Source organism: Edaphocola flava (assembly GCF_004118155.1).
GTDB classification, from domain to species: domain Bacteria; phylum Bacteroidota; class Bacteroidia; order Chitinophagales; family Chitinophagaceae; genus Edaphocola; species Edaphocola flava.
Genome location: NZ_SAIQ01000003.1, coordinates 456385 through 473793 on the forward strand (window position 1 = coordinate 456385; position 17409 = coordinate 473793).

Genomic DNA, 17409 nt, shown 5'->3' on the forward strand with positions numbered 1-17409 from the left:
CCACGCAATTTAAGATAATTCTGATGAAATCAAGCGTAAAAATTCAGAACGGGTTTCATTTTTAAGGAACTGCCCGCTGAATGCAGAAGTGGTCGTAGTACTGTTTTGCTTTTGTACACCACGCATCATCATGCACATGTGTTTTGCTTCGATTACGACGGCCACGCCCAATGGTTGCAGGGTATCCTCCAGTGCTGCCAGTATCTGGTCGGTCAGTCTTTCCTGTACCTGCAGGCGGCGGGCGTATACATCCACTACCCTGGCCAGCTTGCTGAGCCCGGTGATATAGCCGTTAGGAATATAGGCAATATGTGCCTTACCGATAAATGGCAGTAAGTGATGCTCGCACATAGAATACAGTTCTATGTCCTTCACAATAACCATTTCATTATAATCTTCCTTGAACTTAGCCGAATTCAGAATTTCTCTTGCATCCAGCTGGTAGCCATGCGTCAGGTATTGCATCGCCTTGGCCATGCGCTCTGGTGTTTTCTGTAATCCCTCTCTCTCTGCATCCTCTCCCAGCGCAACAATTACCGATTTGTATAAAGAAGACAATTCTTCGGTAGTGTGTTCGTCGTACGTTTCAATTTTTTTATAAGCCATTCTTTCTTATTGATTAACCGTAGTACTCTACGTATATATTTCTTGTTTCCAGTAATTTAATGCAGTGCATCTGCACACCGTCTTTTTCGATATGCGGCTTCAGCTGATCCCAGATACCAATGGCCAGGTTTTCGGCGCTGGTAAATTTACCTTCCATAAAGTCAACATCAAGGTTCAGGTTACGGTGGTCTATTTTCTCCAGTACTACGTCTTTAATGATCTGGCTCAGTTCTTTGGCATTATACACAAAGCCGGTCTGAGGATTAGGCTCCCCCTTTACGGTTACATGCAATTCATAATTGTGGCCATGCCAGTTGGGATTGGAACATTTACTGAAGACTTCAAAATTTTTCTCAGCCGACCATTCAGGATTATACAGTTTATGGGCGGCATTGAAATGTTCTACTCGGGTAAGATATATCATGTATATATAAATATAATCACGGCAAAGGTAAAATGTTTTTCTTGTTTCCGTTTCTTAAATCTTCACAAAATAAGCAACCGCAGGTATCCTGTACGGAAGGCCTGCGGCTGAGCTATTGATTGTTTAACTATAAAAACCTACTTCAATACGATTTTACGATATACCGACCCTTTATCTTTAGTGTTGATACGTAATATATAAGTACCCTTGCTTACATTGCTCAGATCTGTCATAGTCTTGTTAGTGCCCGCTTTATATTCCTGCAATAATACCCTGCGGCCCAGCATATCCAGTACTTCTACCGATTGTATTGCAATGCCATCAAGCATAATGGTTACCTGATCAGTAGCCGGATTAGGATAAACGGACAGTTTGCGGGACAGGAAATCTACATCTGCAATAGAGGTAGGTTCAGGCGGTACGGAATCACAGGCCATTGATGCATTCGCAAAGTGTACATCAAAGCTATCATCCTGGTAGCAACGGAGATCGTATCTGGTATAATAATCTTCCGGTATGGCTGGTTGCTGATAATATATACCCCATTCTCCTTGCAACTGTCCGAAGTACTGGTAATACGGCGGGCTTTCCCAGCCTGCAATCGGAGACACTTCATGATGATACACTGCTTTTACCTGTTTGCCATTAAATACCGGGTATCGTATACTATCCACAACCGTTTGCCAGGTATTTACAAACAAAGGATACACCGGTGCTCCAATAGAATGATGGGTAAGCGTATCTCCTACTGCTACATTAAATATATACAATGGCATGAACCGGTTAGAGTCAACATTATAACTAAAGATGGTATCTGCTGTAGCGTACATGTATATGCTGCTGATCGGTCCACTGACAATTGTATTCTGTGTATTGCGGGCAGAATAAGTGCGTTGCAGCTTCCGGGCTGTAATACCATTAATTACCGTATCGGATACAGACTCCTGAAATACGTACCCTTGAAAATGCAGTGCAGAAGGGCCTACATTGTACGTACCCGAACTGTAATACCATTTCGCCCCTATCGGTGCAAAATCAGCCTGGGCGGTAGCAAGTACAGGCAAGTTCAGCAAGCCCATAAAGGCCATCATAAAGTATAAAAAAGACTTCTTCATGGCAGGATTATTTGTTAATACTAATTTATCACTATTTGTTGATAAAAGCAAGAAACGATTAACATTTTCTACATTAACCAGCCGTTCAGATTTTATTACCTTTGGTAAATGAAGCAACTCCTGATCATATCTGCCACTCCTTTTGAAGTAGCCGGTGTACAGGCCTACCTGGATACCTGCGGCACAGCCGACCCAATGGGCTGGTTCTGCCTCGGTCACTGGAAGATACGCATGGTATGTACCGGTATAGGACTGGTCTCGACTACCTATAATCTGACCCGGATGGTGATGCAGGAGCGTCCCGATTTTGTACTGCAACTAGGTATTGCAGGCGTACTGGAACCAGGCATTCCCCTGGGCACCACCGTATGGGTAAAGGATGATCTGATCGCTGATCTGGGCGCACGCGACCAGGAGGGCAATCTGCTGAACCTGCTGGCCATGGGCCTTTCAGACAACAGTGCGGCCTTGCTGAGAAGTAATCCTATACAGGAGTTTATGCCCTATATAGATCCGCTGCCCAAAGCACTGGGGCTGTCAGTAAACCAGATCAGCGGCAATCCGGAAGATGCTACAGTGCATATACAGCAAATGGTATATGACTGCCATATAGAAAGTATGGAAGGTGCAGCAATGCACTATGTCTGCAATGAACTGGATATTCCTAACCTGCAGATACGCAGTATCTCTAATTATATAGAACCCCGTGACAAAAGCCGCTGGCAGATGAAAGATGCCATTGATAATCTAAATGGCTTTATCATCTCCCTGCTGGAGAATATATCTTAATTTTGCACATCACCCTATCAATAGCCTATTATGAGTAAACTGGTCACCATCCGTTCATTCGGCGACTATTTTTCGGCCCATGTAACCCAGCAGAGCCTGGATGCCTATGGCATACCTTCTACTTTGCTGAATGACAATCTGGGCACGGTATTTATGCCCCTTGCTGTAGGTGGTATTAAATTACAAGTCAGAGAAGAGGACGAAACACGCGCCCTCTCCCTGCTGGATCAGCTGGAAAATAAAGCGGATGCGGAGCAGGATACTCCGGCTTACTGGGAAGAACAGGCCGAAGGTCTGGACCCGGACAACCGTGTATGTATTTATTGCGGCAGCAAGAATACGACTATAGTGGATGCGAGCCGCAAAACCTTTCTGGGACAGCAGGTTTTCCGCATAGCACCGGCATTGTTTGATAAGGAAAAGTGGCATTGTTTCCACTGCGGTAAAGATTTTTAGCAACAACACATGATCTCGAACGAAAGCATACAGAAAGTACTCAACCACACGGATATTGTAGACGTAATAGGCCATTTCATCAGCATAAAGAAGAGAGGTGCCAATTATATTGCCAACTGCCCGTTCCATAATGAGAAGACGCCTTCCTTTAATATTAACCCGGCCAAGGGCATTTTTAAATGTTTTGGTTGCGGAAAGGGAGGTGATGCTGTAGCATTTATCGAAGAACATGAGAAATTCTCTTTTGTAGAAGCCATCCGCTGGCTGGCCGAGTTTTACCATATAGAACTGGATGAGACGGCACCCAGCGAGTCTTATGTGGCCCAGCAACAGGTAGAAGAAAGCCTGCGCATCATCAATGATTTTGCGGCTAACTACTTCCACGACATTCTTTTAGAAAACGAAGAAGGTCAGAATATCGGGGGCAGCTACTTTGCCGAGCGCGGATTTACAAAAGATACTATAGAAAAATTCAAACTGGGGTATAGCCTGGATCAGTGGGACGCTTTTATCAAAGCGGCTACTGCCAAAGGGTTCAGCCAGGAATTAATGGAGAAAGCCGGTCTCATTAAAGTAAAACCGGAACGGACCTTTGATAACTATCGCGGTCGTGTGATCTTCCCCATCTTCGCCAATACCGGTAAGGTACTGGGCTTTGGTGCCCGTATTCTAAAGAAAAATGATAAGGCTCCAAAATATGTCAATAGTCCGGAGAATGAACTGTATGTCAAAAACCGGGTCTTATATGGTTTGTACCAGTCGCGCAAAGCGATCAGTGACAAACAGGAATGTTACCTGGTAGAGGGTTATACCGATGTCATCTCCCTGCACCAGGCCGGTATAGAGAATGTAGTGGCCTCCAGTGGTACCTCACTGACTACCGGGCAGCTAAAGCTGATCGGTCACCTGACCCGCAACCTGACGATATTATATGATGGTGATGCGGCCGGTATCAAAGCAGCCCTGCGCGGACTGGACATGGCGCTAGAAGAGAACTTTATCGTAAAACTGGTACTACTACCGGAAGGTGAAGACCCGGACAGTTATGTGCAGCAAAACGGCAGCAGTGCTTTTGAACGTTATGTACAGGAGCACAAAAAAGATGTGATCGACTTCATGATGGAGCTGGGCCTGAAAGAAGCCCAGAATGATCCGTTTAAAAAGTCGGCACTGGTTAATGAAATAGCAGAATCGATCAGTAAAATAGACCGGACCAAAAACCCGGCATTACAACTGCATTATATAAAAGAAGCCTCACAGCGATTAAAACTGGAGGAGGATGCCTTCGTTGGTATTGTCAACAACTTTATCCGCGAAAAGGTAAAGCAGCAGCAGAAAGGAGAGGCTACACGACAACCTACTCCACGTGAATATGAGGAACAACCTGATGTGCTTAGTAGCAGCGAGAGCGAATCGCTCAACCTGTTTCAGAAGGATTATAAAGAAGAATGGCAGCTGATCAAAATGCTGATCGAGTATGGATTCCGTCCTTATGAAGAATCGCCTTCTGTGGCCGATTACTTCTTTGAGCATGTAGATATTACCAGCTTTGAAAATGCACTGGCACATGATATTGCCATGGCCTATTACCAGTACTGGTCCGATAAGCAGGAGCACCCTCCCCTGCAGTTCTTTGTCAATCACCCGATGAAGTCGATCAAGGAAAAAGTGGTAGACCTGGTGCATGTAGAACACCTGCCTAGTGAGAATTGGGAGAAAAAATACAATATTGAACTGCCCAGGATGGAGGATCTGTATGAGAATGATGTACGCAGTTCATTCGCCTACTTCAAATTGAAACTGCTGAAACGTTACCTGCAGGAGAACCTGGATCAGCTGAAAAGCTGTGCCGATCCTGCCGAGGCGGAGAAACTGGTGCGTACCAATATACTCCTGAAACAGCAGGAAAAGGAGCTGATGAATATTGTGATTGTTCGATAGACGATCATATCAGCACACTATCATTATTCTGCTCTGGATAGCACCATCTCCCTTTGGCAAAACAATAAGAGTGTGCTATTTAATTATAAATTTTCGCTTATTCATTACAAGAGTGCGCACATATCGGATTGTGAATAGTAAGTTTGTACTCTAAAAAAGCTATTTACATGCCTAAATTGCGCAATCTTCTTTTCTATACCCTTACGATTGTACTATTTTCTGTATTAATATATTTCATCATTAATCAGGGTCATGCCCTGGAGCAGAAAGAGCTGAACAAAATCTCGGGCAGTTCCGATACCCTGGGTCAGATATGGGATACCACTAAGCATAATCTTACCCATCCTTTAGCGACATTACTCTTACAGATTATTACCATTATCCTGGCAGCCCGCTTCTTCGGGATGCTGTTCAAAAAGATGAACCAGCCATCTGTGATTGGTGAGATTATCGCCGGTGTTATGTTAGGCCCCTCCTTCCTGGGGCATTACTTTCCCGGCATGTTTGAAGTGATCTTCCCAGCCAGTTCATTGGGTAACCTGCAGTTTCTGAGTCAGATCGGACTTATCCTGTTTATGTTCGTGATCGGTATGGAACTGGATCTGAATGTAATTAAATCCAAGGCCAAAGATGCTATTGTGATCAGCCATGCCAGCATTATATTCCCCTTTTTCCTCGGCATGCTGCTGGCCTTATTTCTCTATAACGAATTTGCCCCGCAGGGTATCGGCTTCGTGTCCTTTGCTTTATTTGCCGGTATCTCTATGAGTATTACCGCCTTTCCCGTACTGGCAAGGATTGTACAGGAACGGGGATTGTCCAAGACACGGTTGGGCACCATAGCCATTACCTGTGCAGCGGCCGATGATATTACCGCCTGGTGTATACTGGCTGCCGTAATTGCTATTGTAAAAGCCGGATCGGCCATGAGTGCCCTGGCCACCATTTTTGCAGCACTACTGTATGTGATATTGATGCTGAAAGTGGTACAGCCTTTGCTGGCCCGTATCGGCAAGAAATATGCACATAAAGAAGCCCTGAGCAGACCGGTGGTCGCTATATTCTTCATTACCCTGCTCATCTCTTCTTACACTACAGAGGTGATTGGTATCCATGCATTGTTCGGTGCTTTTATGGCGGGGGTGATCATGCCTTCCAACATCAGCTTCCGCAATGTATTTATTGAAAAGGTAGAGGATGTATCGGTAGTGATCCTGCTGCCCCTGTTTTTTGTATTTACCGGTCTCAGAACAGAGATCGGGTTGCTGAACGATGTCCCTTTATGGGGTATCTGCGGCCTCATCATTCTGGTGGCTGTAGTGGGCAAATTTGTAGGTAGTGCATTGGCGGCCAGATTTGTGGGCCAGTCCTGGAAAGACAGTCTGTCTATAGGGGCACTCATGAATACCCGTGGCCTCATGGAGCTGATCGTGCTCAATATCGGTTATGATCTGGGTGTATTATCTAAAGAGATTTTTGCCATGCTGGTCCTCATGGCACTGGCTACTACCTTTATGACCGGACCGGCACTGGACCTGATCAATAAAATATGGCGCCGCAGTCCGGGCGAACAAACGGAGCATTCCAACAACGGCAGATATAAAGTACTGGTTTCCTTTAACCACAGTGATACCGGAAGGGCTTTACTGCGACTGGCCAATGCCTTTACCCGCAAATCTTCTGGCAATAGTGTGGTGACCTGTATGCACCTCTCCCCTAGCAATGACATTAATGCCTATAACCAGGCAGAGTATGAGAAGGAGGTATTTATGCCCATATATGATGCTTCGGATTCGCTGGCCATGAAGGTCAAAACGGTGTTCAAACCAGTACAGAATATAGAAGAAGAAATTATTAAAACCGCCAATTCGGGCACCCATGACCTGCTGCTATTAGGCACCGGCACCTCTATTTTTGACGGCACTTTGCTGGGCCGCATTCTGGGAGTTACCTCTCAGATCATTAATCCAGAGCGCCTGTACAATACCCTGACCGGCAAGGAAAAGCTGTTCGGACAGGCGGTACTGGGCGAGCGTATGAAGACCCTGGTACGCAGTTGCAACATTCCGGTAGGTATCCTCATCAACCGGGAGGAGACGGTGAGTACAGAAAGAATACTGATTCCTTTCTTTTCGATCAGCGATAGCTTCCTGCTCATCTATGCGCAGAAACTGATCCAGAATAATAAATCTGTTGTGGTGATTGTAGATATACTGGGTACCATAGCCCAGAATCCGGAGCTGAAAGAATCGATCCGGATGATAGAGCAGGTGGCTCCGAATCATATTGCACTCTACGGGGGGCAGACGGTTACCGAGGAGCAACGTAATCATAATGATATGATGATGATCTCTATCGAGAGCCTTAAACGTGCCGTGACAACGCACAGCACATGGCTATCTTCCCTGCCCTCTATTTTAGTAATGAAACCGTAATCATATTTGTTAAGGCTTAAAAATGATGATGCATCCCGGCCGTTCGGTCAGGGCTAGCACACGCTAGGGTGCCTGCTCCATTCATGAGATTGGCTAAGGTGTTCCATTCCAAGTTGAATGCAAGGATCCAAAAGCTAGATTGGCCTGATCATCAGTACAATAGGTGCTATAACAACCTAAATCGATCTACTCTTTTGTCTGATCTTTGGGCAGAAAACCTGCTTCAACGCGCAATAAAGGTCAATATCATTTAGCTTTTTAATTGCCTGATGCACCTGTTTTCTGAATGCGCGCAGCTTTTATACAAATGAGATTAAGCAAAAAGCTGGAAGCCCGGAGCTTTTTGTTGCTCGCGCGCAGCTATTGTATACCCTCGATTATCCTTTGTGGTGGCTTCATGCAGCTTTTGTCCGGGTGGAATTAAGCTTTTTTATGAATTCATTGAGGTTTCGGGTACCCGGGGGTACCTCAGAGGTGGGGTGTAAGGCACGCTTCGGGAGCGCGCGCCAGCCAATGCAAGCAGCAAATATTTTTTACTGTTCGATTAACGTCTCTTCCACTACCGGAGCAACCGGTACACGGGCGTATTTGCGGGCATAAGCCATAGCAATCATCAATCCGATAAAAGTCATCCCGAAACCAACCAGTGCCGGATAGTTATAAGGCAGACCAAACTCCAGCGGAATGCCTCCCAGGAAAGCGCCCAGTGCATTGGCTACATTAAAGGCAGCCTGCATAAAGGCCGCGGCCATCATTTCGGCATGGGGTGCTGCACGCATCATCATAATATTGACCGGAGAGGCAATAGACATAGATAATCCACCACAGATAAAGGTCAGTGCCAGAGACACGGGCTGACTGGCAGAAAAGAAGAATACGCCAACCAGCGCAATCATCATGGAGCAAAGTAAGACGATACTCACCTTTGCAGCGCCCATGCGGTCGGTCAGGTAACCGCCAGCCAGGTTGCCGACTACCATGCCGCCGCCGGCCAGTGTCATGATATAAGCCATATTGTTTTTAGACACTCCGGCTATATCGGTCATAAGCGGGGTAATATAACTCAACCAGCTGAACAGTCCTCCGAAACCGATGGCGGTGATGAGCAGTACATACCAGCTTTGTTTGTTTTTCAGGAATTTAAGTTCGTCACGGAAGTGGGCACCGTCTTTGTGCTCCATCACCGGCAACCAGAGGTACAGAGATAATAAAGCCAGCAAACCGATCAGGGCTACGATGGCAAAGTACCAGCGCCAGTGATAGGTATGTCCGATATAGGTAACCAGGGGCACCATAGCAAGATTGGCCACCGTAAGTCCGGTGAACATGAGGGCAATATACCGGGCTTCCTTCCCTGCCCCTCCCAGCCTGGAGGCGACAACGGTACCCACTCCGAAGAAGGCACCATGTGGCAGACCGGACAGGAAACGCACAAAAAGCATGGACCAGTAGCCGGGCATGAGCGCAGATAATGCATTAAATATCGTAAAAAGGATCATGAGGGCAATAAGTACTTTCCTGGGCGGGAACTTTACGGCGTAACCGATGAGTAAGGGCGCCCCTATTACTACGCCTAAGGCATAGGCCGAGATGAGGTGTCCTGTTTCGGGAATGCTCACCTGTAATGATTTTGCCATATCCGGCAGTAAACCCATAATGGTAAATTCTGTAGTGCCGATGCCTAAACCACCGATGGCCAGTGGCAATATTCGCTTATCTATCATTGATCCGTTGTTTCTTGAGGGAGTGGTGAGGGAAGCGCAAATTTCCTTAAAACAACCGGGTTCTGCTATTGAATTTATTTATACAGGATTTCTGAATTATTTTTTCACAAAATATTAAGATACAGATAGTTGTAACAAATAAATTCTATTACATTTGTCTGCACTTAAAAACACTCTTTTATTTATGCGCAAAACTGTACTTCGTTCCTTTATCTTACAATCATCGCGTTATTTCAAAACCTTTTTACTAGCTGCGGTCACCCTGGGCACTATAAACAGCTATGCTGGTACACCTGTATCCGGCACTACTAACTTCAACAGTTTATACACCAATGCCTTTGTAGACCTTACGGGTATTCATCCGGCAGGCAGCACAGGTTTATCGGCATTAAATGTTGCAGGATACGATTTTACGGTATTTTCCAGCAATAATGCTTCCGATGCCGGTATAGGTATTGAACCATATACGGGACAGACGGCAATAGTGTATGGCTATACACAAAGTGGCGGTACTGTCATTACTGCTTTAGAAGTCAAATCGAACGGATTACCTCTTTTTGACCTGAACACTATTGATATATCTATTGACGGCGCCCCTTCTAATGGTATTGCTAGTGTTACCCTTACCGGTTATCGTAATAATGTTGCCGTTAGTGGAGCGACCATGACCACTTCTTTATCTACAGCCAGCAATGGAGATCCTTTGACCACCTATAATGTATCCAGCAATAATGCGTTCAAGGGAATAGACAAAATCAGAATCACGGCTACGGGTATCACCGTGGGTGCCATAGGGGTGGATAATATCAATGCGACCAACTTCGCAGCTCCGCTTCCACTGGTTATGACTTCTTTCTCCGGCCGTCAGGTAGGCACCCAGGTACAGTTAGACTGGCTTACGACTGATGAGTCTGGTATGAAAATATTCAACGTACAACGTTCTGTAGATGGCAAACGCTTCAGTACAATCGGTAGCTTACCGGCTGGCAAAGCGGGCGCGCACCAGTTTATGGATGAGGCCATTAATGGTAAGATCTATTATCGTCTCGAAACCATTGGTGATGATAACAGTACAATATATTCTAAAGTGATCTCTGTACAGGTACAAACCGGAGCGCAGATCAGCATTGCTCCTAACCCGGTACTGAATAAGGCTACGGTATACAGCCTGCCTCAGGGTACAGTACACTACCAGCTGGTTGATGCTGCAGGTCGTTGTGTGCTGCAGGGCCATAAAATGGTGAGCGCTGCGGGACAGCTCTCTCTTGACCTGAGCGGACAAGCTAGTGGTAGCTATCATCTGCTGATCAGTGGTGATGCTGTAGCTCCGCAATCATTGAACCTGGTGAAACCATAGTTATATATATTAGCTCAAATACGAATAGGCCGGATTTATTAGGCCATTTTTGAGCGATCTATTCTATACTGAGTACTTCGTCATATCGACCGAAGCATCAGCCTAGTGGAGATATCTCCTGATCGCTTGAGAAATAGAGGAGATTTCTCGACGCCGCTACGCTGTGCTCGAAATGACGGGAATAAAAAGCTACGCTAGTACACGGTCTGAAATGCGTACAACATTGTCGCTTTGAGCTTTCCTCTCCTGCTTCGTCATATCGACCGGAGTGCAAAGAAGCGGAGATATCTCATTTTAGTTTACATATAATAAGGCCGGATACGTGGTATCCGGCCTTATTATATGTAAACTAAAGATCAATTGAAAGAAATTATCTCCATAATAAACCCTCAGCATAATAGATGCTGAGGGTTTATTGTATGTTTAATTTTGAAAAAATTGTCTACTTCAATTTATCCAGCAGGTAGAGATAAGGCTTGTGGAGGTGGTGTATAAATATCTGGCTCTGATCGGTATTGGGGAATTTTTCGAAATACGCCGCATCCGGATATAACACGATAAGATTGCCGGTACGCACATAGTGATTGCTGTGATAGTATGCTGGCTGCTTGTACTCTTTCAGGGTTTTGGTAACTATACCTCCGGCCTTTTTGCCCAGGAAGCGTTCATAGATGCGCTGTGACCTACGGGTCGGACGGTCAAGCTTGCCGAACATATACCCCATAACGGTACGCTGTAGAAATGGTTGCTTGCGTATGATCTTGCGGGCGTTCTTAAAAGGATTGATGGTATTAAAGTCGTTCAGCGCTTGTATAGACATAGGTGTTTCCGGCACCCAGTCAGCAGCATTGACCACATTATAAGCCCATCCCATTTGTGTATGTGCTTCGTAATCATAGGCAAAATAAAGGTTACCTGGCTTAGGCCCCGCACTGCAATAAGTTTTGATGCGTAAGTCCTTAGGCAATTTACCATTATCCTGCAGGCGGTACAGGTAGGCATTCAGCAGATAGGCTATGGCACCACCTTGACTATGCCCAATGATGATCACATTTTTGATACCGGCTTTGTATACCGAATCGAGTTTAGGCATAATATCGCGGCTCAGGTAGCCGGTACTCAGGAGCCAGCCTACATGAACTGCAGCTTTAGGATCGGCAGAAAGGTCATAATCGAACCTGAAGGAATTATCGAGCTGCAGGCTACCTTTTGCAGGAACCATAGCAGCATAAAAGTTGTTCAACCAGCTTTCTGATTTCTCTGTGGTGCCCCGCAGACTGATCACGGCCTGGTCGCCAGTATTGCTGATCCAGAAATCCCAAAGATTTTCCAAACCCATTGTACCAGATCGGTATAGCATCTTATAATCGGGATCGGGAAAGTCCTTGTAGTAATCCGGACTACCGGCTCCGGTACGGGCAGAGATGTACATCATCTGGCGGTACTCATCGCGGTCAAAACCGGGTTTTAAAGATTGGGCGCTAAGGGTTTGTGTGCACCATGTACACAGCATCAGCAGGAGAAAGGTAAGAGATCTGTTCATTACACAGGTATTTAGAGGAGTTAAATACGATTGCCAGCTCTACCCTTCCTTCACCATACCAATACACACTAAAAACTGACAAACAGTAATTTATTAGCTTTATATAAAGTCATTCTAATTAAAAATCATATTCCGATTCGATACGTTCCTTTAGTCTGGAAACCAGCTCGTATGTAGCGGGGCAACGGTGTACATTCTGTATAAATGTCTCGTTATAATCATCAAACGGGCGCTTGTCATGATGCGGAAACTCTGCACAGTCGATCGGGCGCACTGCATATATACTGCACTTGTTATCTACCAGGAAGACGCAGGGAAATACTTTATTGATGGTACTGCCGGTTTCTTCTTCTACCTCCAGGTATTGCTCGAAGAAGGCCTCAGGTGTTATACCCAGGTGCGCCGCAATGCGGGCAGTGTCCTCTTCTGTAAAGATCGGGGTCATGGTCTTGCAGCAATTGGCACAGGCCATACAGTCTGTATGTGCCCACATCTTACGATCTTCTTCCTCCACGATCTCGCTGAGATCGGGAGGAACAATTTCGTCAAACTTCTGCAGGAAGGCTGTAAGCTTCTTACGGTCTTTCTCCGCAGCTTTAAGTATTTTCGCTACATCCATTGAGGATCAATTAATAGTAAGAAGAATTCAGGTTTATATTTTGCTTCTCAGCCGCTTCGATACGGGCATAATCAGACAGGATAATCGGCTTGCCCGGCTTCACGCATACATTGTGTTCAAAGTGTACGGAAGGCTTGTTATCGCGGGTTACGATCGTCCAGCCATCTTCCAGTGTTTCTACGTGGCGGGTGCCCAGGTTGATCATCGGTTCGATAGCCAGTACCATATTCTCGACCAGGCGCTTACCGCTGCCTCTGCGGCCATAGTTAGGCACCTGAGGATCTTCGTGCATCTGACGACCCACACCGTGACCTACCAGTTCTCTTACCACTCCGTAACCATGTTTGCCATGTGTATGATTTTCAATAGCAAAAGCGATATCACCGGTTCTGTTGTTTACCACTGCCTGGTTGATACCCAGGAACAGGGATTCTTTGGTAATACGCACCAGGTCCAGCACTTCTTTAGGCACCTCACCCATAATAAAGGTATAGGCATGATCTCCATGAAAACCGTTCTTATAGAAACCACAGTCGATAGAAACGATATCACCTTCTTTCAGTTCATATTTGCCTGGAAAACCATGTACTACCTGCTCATTTACAGAAATACACAGGGAGTAAGGGTAACCATGATACCCTTTAAAGGATGGCTTGCCGCCATTATCTTTAATGAATTCAAAAGCAAATTCGTCGATAGATAATGTAGTCATACCTGGCTTTAAGATCTTGGCTACCTCTGTAAGTGTATTGCTTACCATAAGACAGCTTTCTCTTTGAATTTCAACTTCTTCGTTAGTTTTATATAAACTCATTTATAGTTCTTTTTATGCTTCAATTAAAATGTTTCCGGTCATCTCTTCCGGAATAGGAATACCCATGTATTGCAGTATGGTAGGAGCAATATCGCCCAGCTTACCGTTCTGCAGGCTACCCTTGTAGTCATTTGAAATAAGGAACAGGGGCACCGGGTTTAAGGTATGAGCCGTATTCGGCGAACCGTCTTCGTTCACCAGGTAATCAGAATTGCCGTGATCTGCCGTCAGGAATACTGCATAGCCATTTTCCAGGGCTTTAGGTACGATTTCCGACACACACTGATCTACGGTTTCTGCGGCCTTAATAGCGGCTTCCCATACTCCGGTATGGCCAACCATATCGGCATTGGCAAAGTTAAGGCAAATGAAATCAGCACTTTGTACCTCAATTTCCGGGATAATGGCGTCTTTTAACTCATAAGCGCTCATTTCCGGCTTCAGGTCATAGGTAGGCACATCTTTAGGCGAAGCCTTCATAATGCGCGACTCTCCGTCAAACGGCACCTCACGCCCTCCGGAGAAGAAGAATGTTACATGCGGATATTTTTCAGTTTCAGCTATTCTAATTTGCTTTTTACCAGTATTTTGCAATACTTCACCTAATGTATTTTTGAGATCGTCTTTGTAAAAGATTACCGATACATTTCTAAACGTAGCATCGTACTCGGTAGCCGTAACCAGGTGCAGATTAAGCGGATGCATATTATACTCCTGGTATGCCTGCTGGGTCAGTACCTCTACAATCTCGCGGCAACGGTCGGTACGGAAATTGAAACAGATCACGATATCGTCATCCTGTATCATCCCTATTGGTTGCTCCTGCTCATCCCACTGTACCAGCGGCATCATAAACTCATCAGTCACCTGCTCTTCATAGGCAGATGTTATACTGCGCACAAAATCATTGGTCGGCGTACCGGCTCCTTTAGTCAACAAGTCATAAGCCTTTGATATTCTTTCCCAACGCTTATCTCTGTCCATGGCATAATAACGACCGATTACGGTTGCAATACGACCACGGGTACCGGTCAGGGCATTGTCCAGTTCCTGAATAAATCCGGCTCCGCTTTTAGGATCGGTATCGCGGCCATCGGTAAATGCATGTACGTAATACTGAGGCACTCCCGCATCCTCTGCATAGCTGCATAAAGCCTTCAGGTGATCGATATGTGAATGCACCCCTCCGTTGCTCACCAGTCCGACAAAGTGTACTTTAGTTCCTTTCACCTTAGCCAGATCAAATGCAGCAACCAGTACCGGGTTCTGGCGCAGGCTACCATCTTTAATGGCCACATTGACCCGTTGTAACTCTTGGTAAACAATGCGTCCGGCACCCAGGTTCAGGTGTCCGACCTCAGAGTTCCCCATCTGTCCATTAGGCAAGCCTACCACTTCGCCGCAGGTAATGATTTCACTATTGGGATATTGATGATATAAATTATCTGTGTAAGGTGTGTGGGCAGCACGGATGGCATCGGAAGCCGGCACCAGTCCTTTTCCCCATCCATCCATAATGATCAGCATGGCTTTTTTACTCATAGAATGCAAAGTTATCATTATGCTGCTAATATTAAAAATATGTAGTCACTTTTATATGATTTTACCGGGCGTGGTATCAACCTGGTCTATATAAATAACAATGCGACCCATAAAGGCCGCAATGTATCGTTGTTGTATTGAAAGGAATTAAGATTCAGTTTTTTTATCTTTAATGCCACAGCCGATGGCCACCGTCTTGGTCGTTTCTACCGGCTTACCGGCCAGCAGTGCATCGACAGCAGCTTCTGCATAGCGGTGTTTCACCTGATCGGCATGCTCGTAGTTATCATCAATGGCACCGATATATTTTACGATGTTCTGGTTATTTTCTTTCTGCAGGATAAATACATGCGGTGTTTTATTGGCTCCGAATGCAGGGTATACCGTCTGTCCTTCATCGATGAGGTACGGGAACGTATATCCTTTGGCCTTAGCCAGCTTCTGCATCTCTTCATAGCTGTCTTTAGGCTCAATTGCAGGATCATTAGGACTGATGGCAATAACCGGGTAGCCTTTATCTGCATAGCGCTTGTTCAGGTCTATAATACGTTGCTCGTAAGCCTTTGCATAAGGACAGTGATTACAGGTAAAGATTACAATGAACCCTTTGGCATCTTTGTAATCAGCCAGGGCCACCTGCTTACCGTCAACATTCTTCAGGGAGAAGTCAGCTGCTGCATCACCTATAGCATAACCTTTTGCCGCAGGGGCTGCAGGTGTCGAAGGAGTGGTATCTTTTGCAACGGTAGCGGCTTCTGCCGTTGTAGCATCAGAATTACCGGCACAGGATGCCATTGATAATACAGCAGCACCGCAAAGGAGCATCAGTTTATTCATGTATTTATGTTTTGAGGGGTTAATGTACATATGATTGCAGCAATTGGGTCAGGCCCTTTTCATCCAGTGAACCTTCATGAAATGCTCTTTTCTCTCCTTTCTCATACACAAAAGTTGCCGGAATGGCACCGGACCAGGTAGCCTCAAATTTAGGAATCCATTCATTCATGCGGGTATTATCATCCAGCAGGTAATGCTGTGCATTGATATTTCTTTCTTTCAGGAAGGGCACTACTTTATCCTGCAGTATATCGGACTGATCAAGCGATACCATAATCAGGCGGAAAGGTTTATGCTCTTTAGCCATACGGTCGCTGAACGATTTAAAATGCGGCAGCTCCTTAACGCAAGGACCACACCAGGTAGCCCAGAAGTTGACTACATATACTGTATCATTGTCCTGTTGCAGCCGACTTTGTAATTGTTCATATTTGATCACGGTTACCTCAGGGTTTTCTGCGGCGGGCAATGGCTTTGCCGGTGCCTCAGATTCCGAAGGCCCCTTTTGAGGGTTTTCAGAGTCATTTACACTATTACAGGAGGCTGCTATAAAAATGCTGCACAATGCAGCCCAGCCTAAAACAGATTTTTTCATGAATAACTTGATTTAATCCTTCTTTAAAAGTATTACAATATCGGCAGAACCTTAAATCTGCCCCTGTTTTATAACATAACTTTACAAATACATAGTTTGTACATATCCCTCAGTATATGGTTACAGGCTTTTCGTAATATCATCAACGACCAGTTTTTCATATTGCGGAGCACCCCCAACTGCCCTACAACAGTAAGACAGCAAGTGTAATGAGCCTCATCTCAGATTGGTATTTAAGTAAGCTAAAATTATATACTGAGTATCCGCTTAAAGGAAATAAAGTTTAGCATTATGATTTAAGTATCCTATATATCTTTTGCTACCTTTTGCCTTGATGCAAAAGGTACCGCCAAAAAATCAAGGCTGTATAAATCCCTGGCTAAAAATCAATGTGTCGGTCGGTCGCAAACCAGACTCACTTCGTTCAGACAGTGGTTTCCGACTTTATCGACCGAGCCAATGATTTTATTAACGCCGGATTTATAAGGCCATTCTAAGCGATCTGTATTTGTACAGATCGCTTATTGTTTTCATCACAGCGATAGCTATTTTGGAGTGGAGCTGCGATCGTTGAGCAGCGAACGGATCACACGTTAAGCTCAGACGATCAAT

At 45.3% G+C, this 17409-nt stretch carries 15 protein-coding genes; 5 read left to right on the forward strand and 10 right to left on the reverse strand.

Features of this window, described 5'->3' with window-relative positions; genetic code table 11:
- Positions 1 to 9: 9 nt before the first annotated feature.
- The 3 genes from folE to EMP01_RS11560 all read right to left on the reverse strand — a co-directional run bounded on the left by folE (position 10) and on the right by EMP01_RS11560 (position 2145).
- Positions 10 to 606, reverse strand: a complete 597-nt coding sequence (folE, locus tag EMP01_RS11550; protein WP_129021679.1) for a GTP cyclohydrolase I FolE — start codon at positions 604 to 606, stop codon at positions 10 to 12.
- Positions 607 to 619: 13 nt separating this feature from the next.
- On the reverse strand, positions 620 to 1030 hold the full coding sequence (locus tag EMP01_RS11555) for a 6-pyruvoyl trahydropterin synthase family protein (protein WP_129021680.1): 411 nt from the start codon (positions 1028 to 1030) through the stop codon (positions 620 to 622).
- A gap of 137 nt (positions 1031 to 1167) precedes the next feature.
- Positions 1168 to 2145, reverse strand: a complete 978-nt coding sequence (locus EMP01_RS11560) for a T9SS type A sorting domain-containing protein (RefSeq protein WP_129021681.1) — start codon at positions 2143 to 2145, stop codon at positions 1168 to 1170.
- 108 nt (positions 2146 to 2253) lie between these two features.
- Between EMP01_RS11560 and mqnB the strand changes: the two genes are divergently transcribed.
- The 4 genes from mqnB to EMP01_RS11580 all read left to right on the forward strand — a co-directional run bounded on the left by mqnB (position 2254) and on the right by EMP01_RS11580 (position 7766).
- Positions 2254 to 2934, forward strand: coding sequence for a futalosine hydrolase (gene mqnB / locus EMP01_RS11565; RefSeq protein ID WP_129021682.1), 681 nt, complete (start codon positions 2254 to 2256; stop codon positions 2932 to 2934).
- 30 nt (positions 2935 to 2964) lie between these two features.
- Positions 2965 to 3390, forward strand: coding sequence for a putative signal transducing protein (locus EMP01_RS11570; RefSeq protein ID WP_129021683.1), 426 nt, complete (start codon positions 2965 to 2967; stop codon positions 3388 to 3390).
- Positions 3391 to 3399: 9 nt separating this feature from the next.
- Complete coding sequence (gene dnaG / locus EMP01_RS11575; protein ID WP_129021684.1) at positions 3400 to 5331, forward strand: DNA primase; 1932 nt, start codon at positions 3400 to 3402, stop codon at positions 5329 to 5331.
- Positions 5332 to 5498: 167 nt separating this feature from the next.
- On the forward strand, positions 5499 to 7766 hold the full coding sequence (locus EMP01_RS11580; protein WP_129021685.1) for a cation:proton antiporter domain-containing protein: 2268 nt from the start codon (positions 5499 to 5501) through the stop codon (positions 7764 to 7766).
- Between the two features lie 533 nt (positions 7767 to 8299).
- Here EMP01_RS11580 and EMP01_RS11585 read toward each other — a convergent pair.
- Entirely contained in the window at positions 8300 to 9490 is a 1191-nt protein-coding gene (locus EMP01_RS11585) for an MFS transporter (protein WP_237559530.1), read from the reverse strand.
- Between the two features lie 184 nt (positions 9491 to 9674).
- Here EMP01_RS11585 and EMP01_RS11590 point away from each other — a divergent pair, with 184 nt between their 5' ends.
- Positions 9675 to 10847 (forward strand): hypothetical protein, encoded by a 1173-nt coding sequence (locus EMP01_RS11590; RefSeq protein WP_129021686.1) that lies wholly within the window; start codon positions 9675 to 9677, stop codon positions 10845 to 10847.
- Positions 10848 to 11289: 442 nt separating this feature from the next.
- Here EMP01_RS11590 and EMP01_RS11595 read toward each other — a convergent pair whose 3' ends face one another.
- The 6 genes from EMP01_RS11595 to EMP01_RS11620 all read right to left on the reverse strand — a co-directional run bounded on the left by EMP01_RS11595 (position 11290) and on the right by EMP01_RS11620 (position 16797).
- Positions 11290 to 12390 (reverse strand): lipase family protein, encoded by a 1101-nt coding sequence (locus EMP01_RS11595; protein WP_129021687.1) that lies wholly within the window; start codon positions 12388 to 12390, stop codon positions 11290 to 11292.
- Between the two features lie 118 nt (positions 12391 to 12508).
- Positions 12509 to 13009 carry a YkgJ family cysteine cluster protein gene (locus EMP01_RS11600; RefSeq protein ID WP_129021688.1) on the reverse strand — a complete coding sequence of 167 codons (501 nt, stop codon included), beginning with the start codon at positions 13007 to 13009 and terminating at the stop codon, positions 12509 to 12511.
- Between the two features lie 10 nt (positions 13010 to 13019).
- On the reverse strand, positions 13020 to 13823 hold the full coding sequence (gene map / locus EMP01_RS11605) for a type I methionyl aminopeptidase (RefSeq protein ID WP_129021689.1): 804 nt from the start codon (positions 13821 to 13823) through the stop codon (positions 13020 to 13022).
- 12 nt (positions 13824 to 13835) lie between these two features.
- Positions 13836 to 15365 (reverse strand): 2,3-bisphosphoglycerate-independent phosphoglycerate mutase, encoded by a 1530-nt coding sequence (gene gpmI / locus EMP01_RS11610; RefSeq protein WP_129021690.1) that lies wholly within the window; start codon positions 15363 to 15365, stop codon positions 13836 to 13838.
- A 147-nt stretch (positions 15366 to 15512) separates the two neighbouring features.
- A complete protein-coding gene (locus EMP01_RS11615) occupies positions 15513 to 16202 on the reverse strand; it encodes a thioredoxin family protein (protein WP_129021691.1) in 690 nt (229 codons plus the stop codon).
- Between the two features lie 19 nt (positions 16203 to 16221).
- Entirely contained in the window at positions 16222 to 16797 is a 576-nt protein-coding gene (locus EMP01_RS11620; protein WP_129021692.1) for a TlpA family protein disulfide reductase, read from the reverse strand.
- Between the last annotated feature and the right edge of the window lie 612 nt (positions 16798 to 17409).

Excerpts from the sequence above, each read along its gene's own strand:
- EMP01_RS11560 (WP_129021681.1), bottom strand. The coding sequence starts at position 2,145 with ATGAAGAAGTCTTTTTTATACTTTATGATGGCCTTTATGGGCTTGCTG.
- EMP01_RS11615 (WP_129021691.1), bottom strand. The coding sequence starts at position 16,202 with ATGAATAAACTGATGCTCCTTTGCGGTGCTGCTGTATTATCAATGGCA.
- EMP01_RS11600 (WP_129021688.1), bottom strand. The coding sequence starts at position 13,009 with ATGGATGTAGCGAAAATACTTAAAGCTGCGGAGAAAGACCGTAAGAAG.
- map (WP_129021689.1), bottom strand. The coding sequence starts at position 13,823 with ATGAGTTTATATAAAACTAACGAAGAAGTTGAAATTCAAAGAGAAAGC.
- EMP01_RS11585 (WP_237559530.1), bottom strand. The coding sequence starts at position 9,490 with ATGATAGATAAGCGAATATTGCCACTGGCCATCGGTGGTTTAGGCATC.
- dnaG (WP_129021684.1), top strand. The coding sequence starts at position 3,400 with ATGATCTCGAACGAAAGCATACAGAAAGTACTCAACCACACGGATATT.
- EMP01_RS11620 (WP_129021692.1), bottom strand. The coding sequence starts at position 16,797 with ATGAAAAAATCTGTTTTAGGCTGGGCTGCATTGTGCAGCATTTTTATA.
- EMP01_RS11555 (WP_129021680.1), bottom strand. The coding sequence starts at position 1,030 with ATGATATATCTTACCCGAGTAGAACATTTCAATGCCGCCCATAAACTG.
- EMP01_RS11590 (WP_129021686.1), top strand. The coding sequence starts at position 9,675 with ATGCGCAAAACTGTACTTCGTTCCTTTATCTTACAATCATCGCGTTAT.
- gpmI (WP_129021690.1), bottom strand. The coding sequence starts at position 15,365 with ATGAGTAAAAAAGCCATGCTGATCATTATGGATGGATGGGGAAAAGGA.
- folE (WP_129021679.1), bottom strand. The coding sequence starts at position 606 with ATGGCTTATAAAAAAATTGAAACGTACGACGAACACACTACCGAAGAA.
- EMP01_RS11570 (WP_129021683.1), top strand. The coding sequence starts at position 2,965 with ATGAGTAAACTGGTCACCATCCGTTCATTCGGCGACTATTTTTCGGCC.
- EMP01_RS11595 (WP_129021687.1), bottom strand. The coding sequence starts at position 12,390 with ATGAACAGATCTCTTACCTTTCTCCTGCTGATGCTGTGTACATGGTGC.
- mqnB (WP_129021682.1), top strand. The coding sequence starts at position 2,254 with ATGAAGCAACTCCTGATCATATCTGCCACTCCTTTTGAAGTAGCCGGT.
- EMP01_RS11580 (WP_129021685.1), top strand. The coding sequence starts at position 5,499 with ATGCCTAAATTGCGCAATCTTCTTTTCTATACCCTTACGATTGTACTA.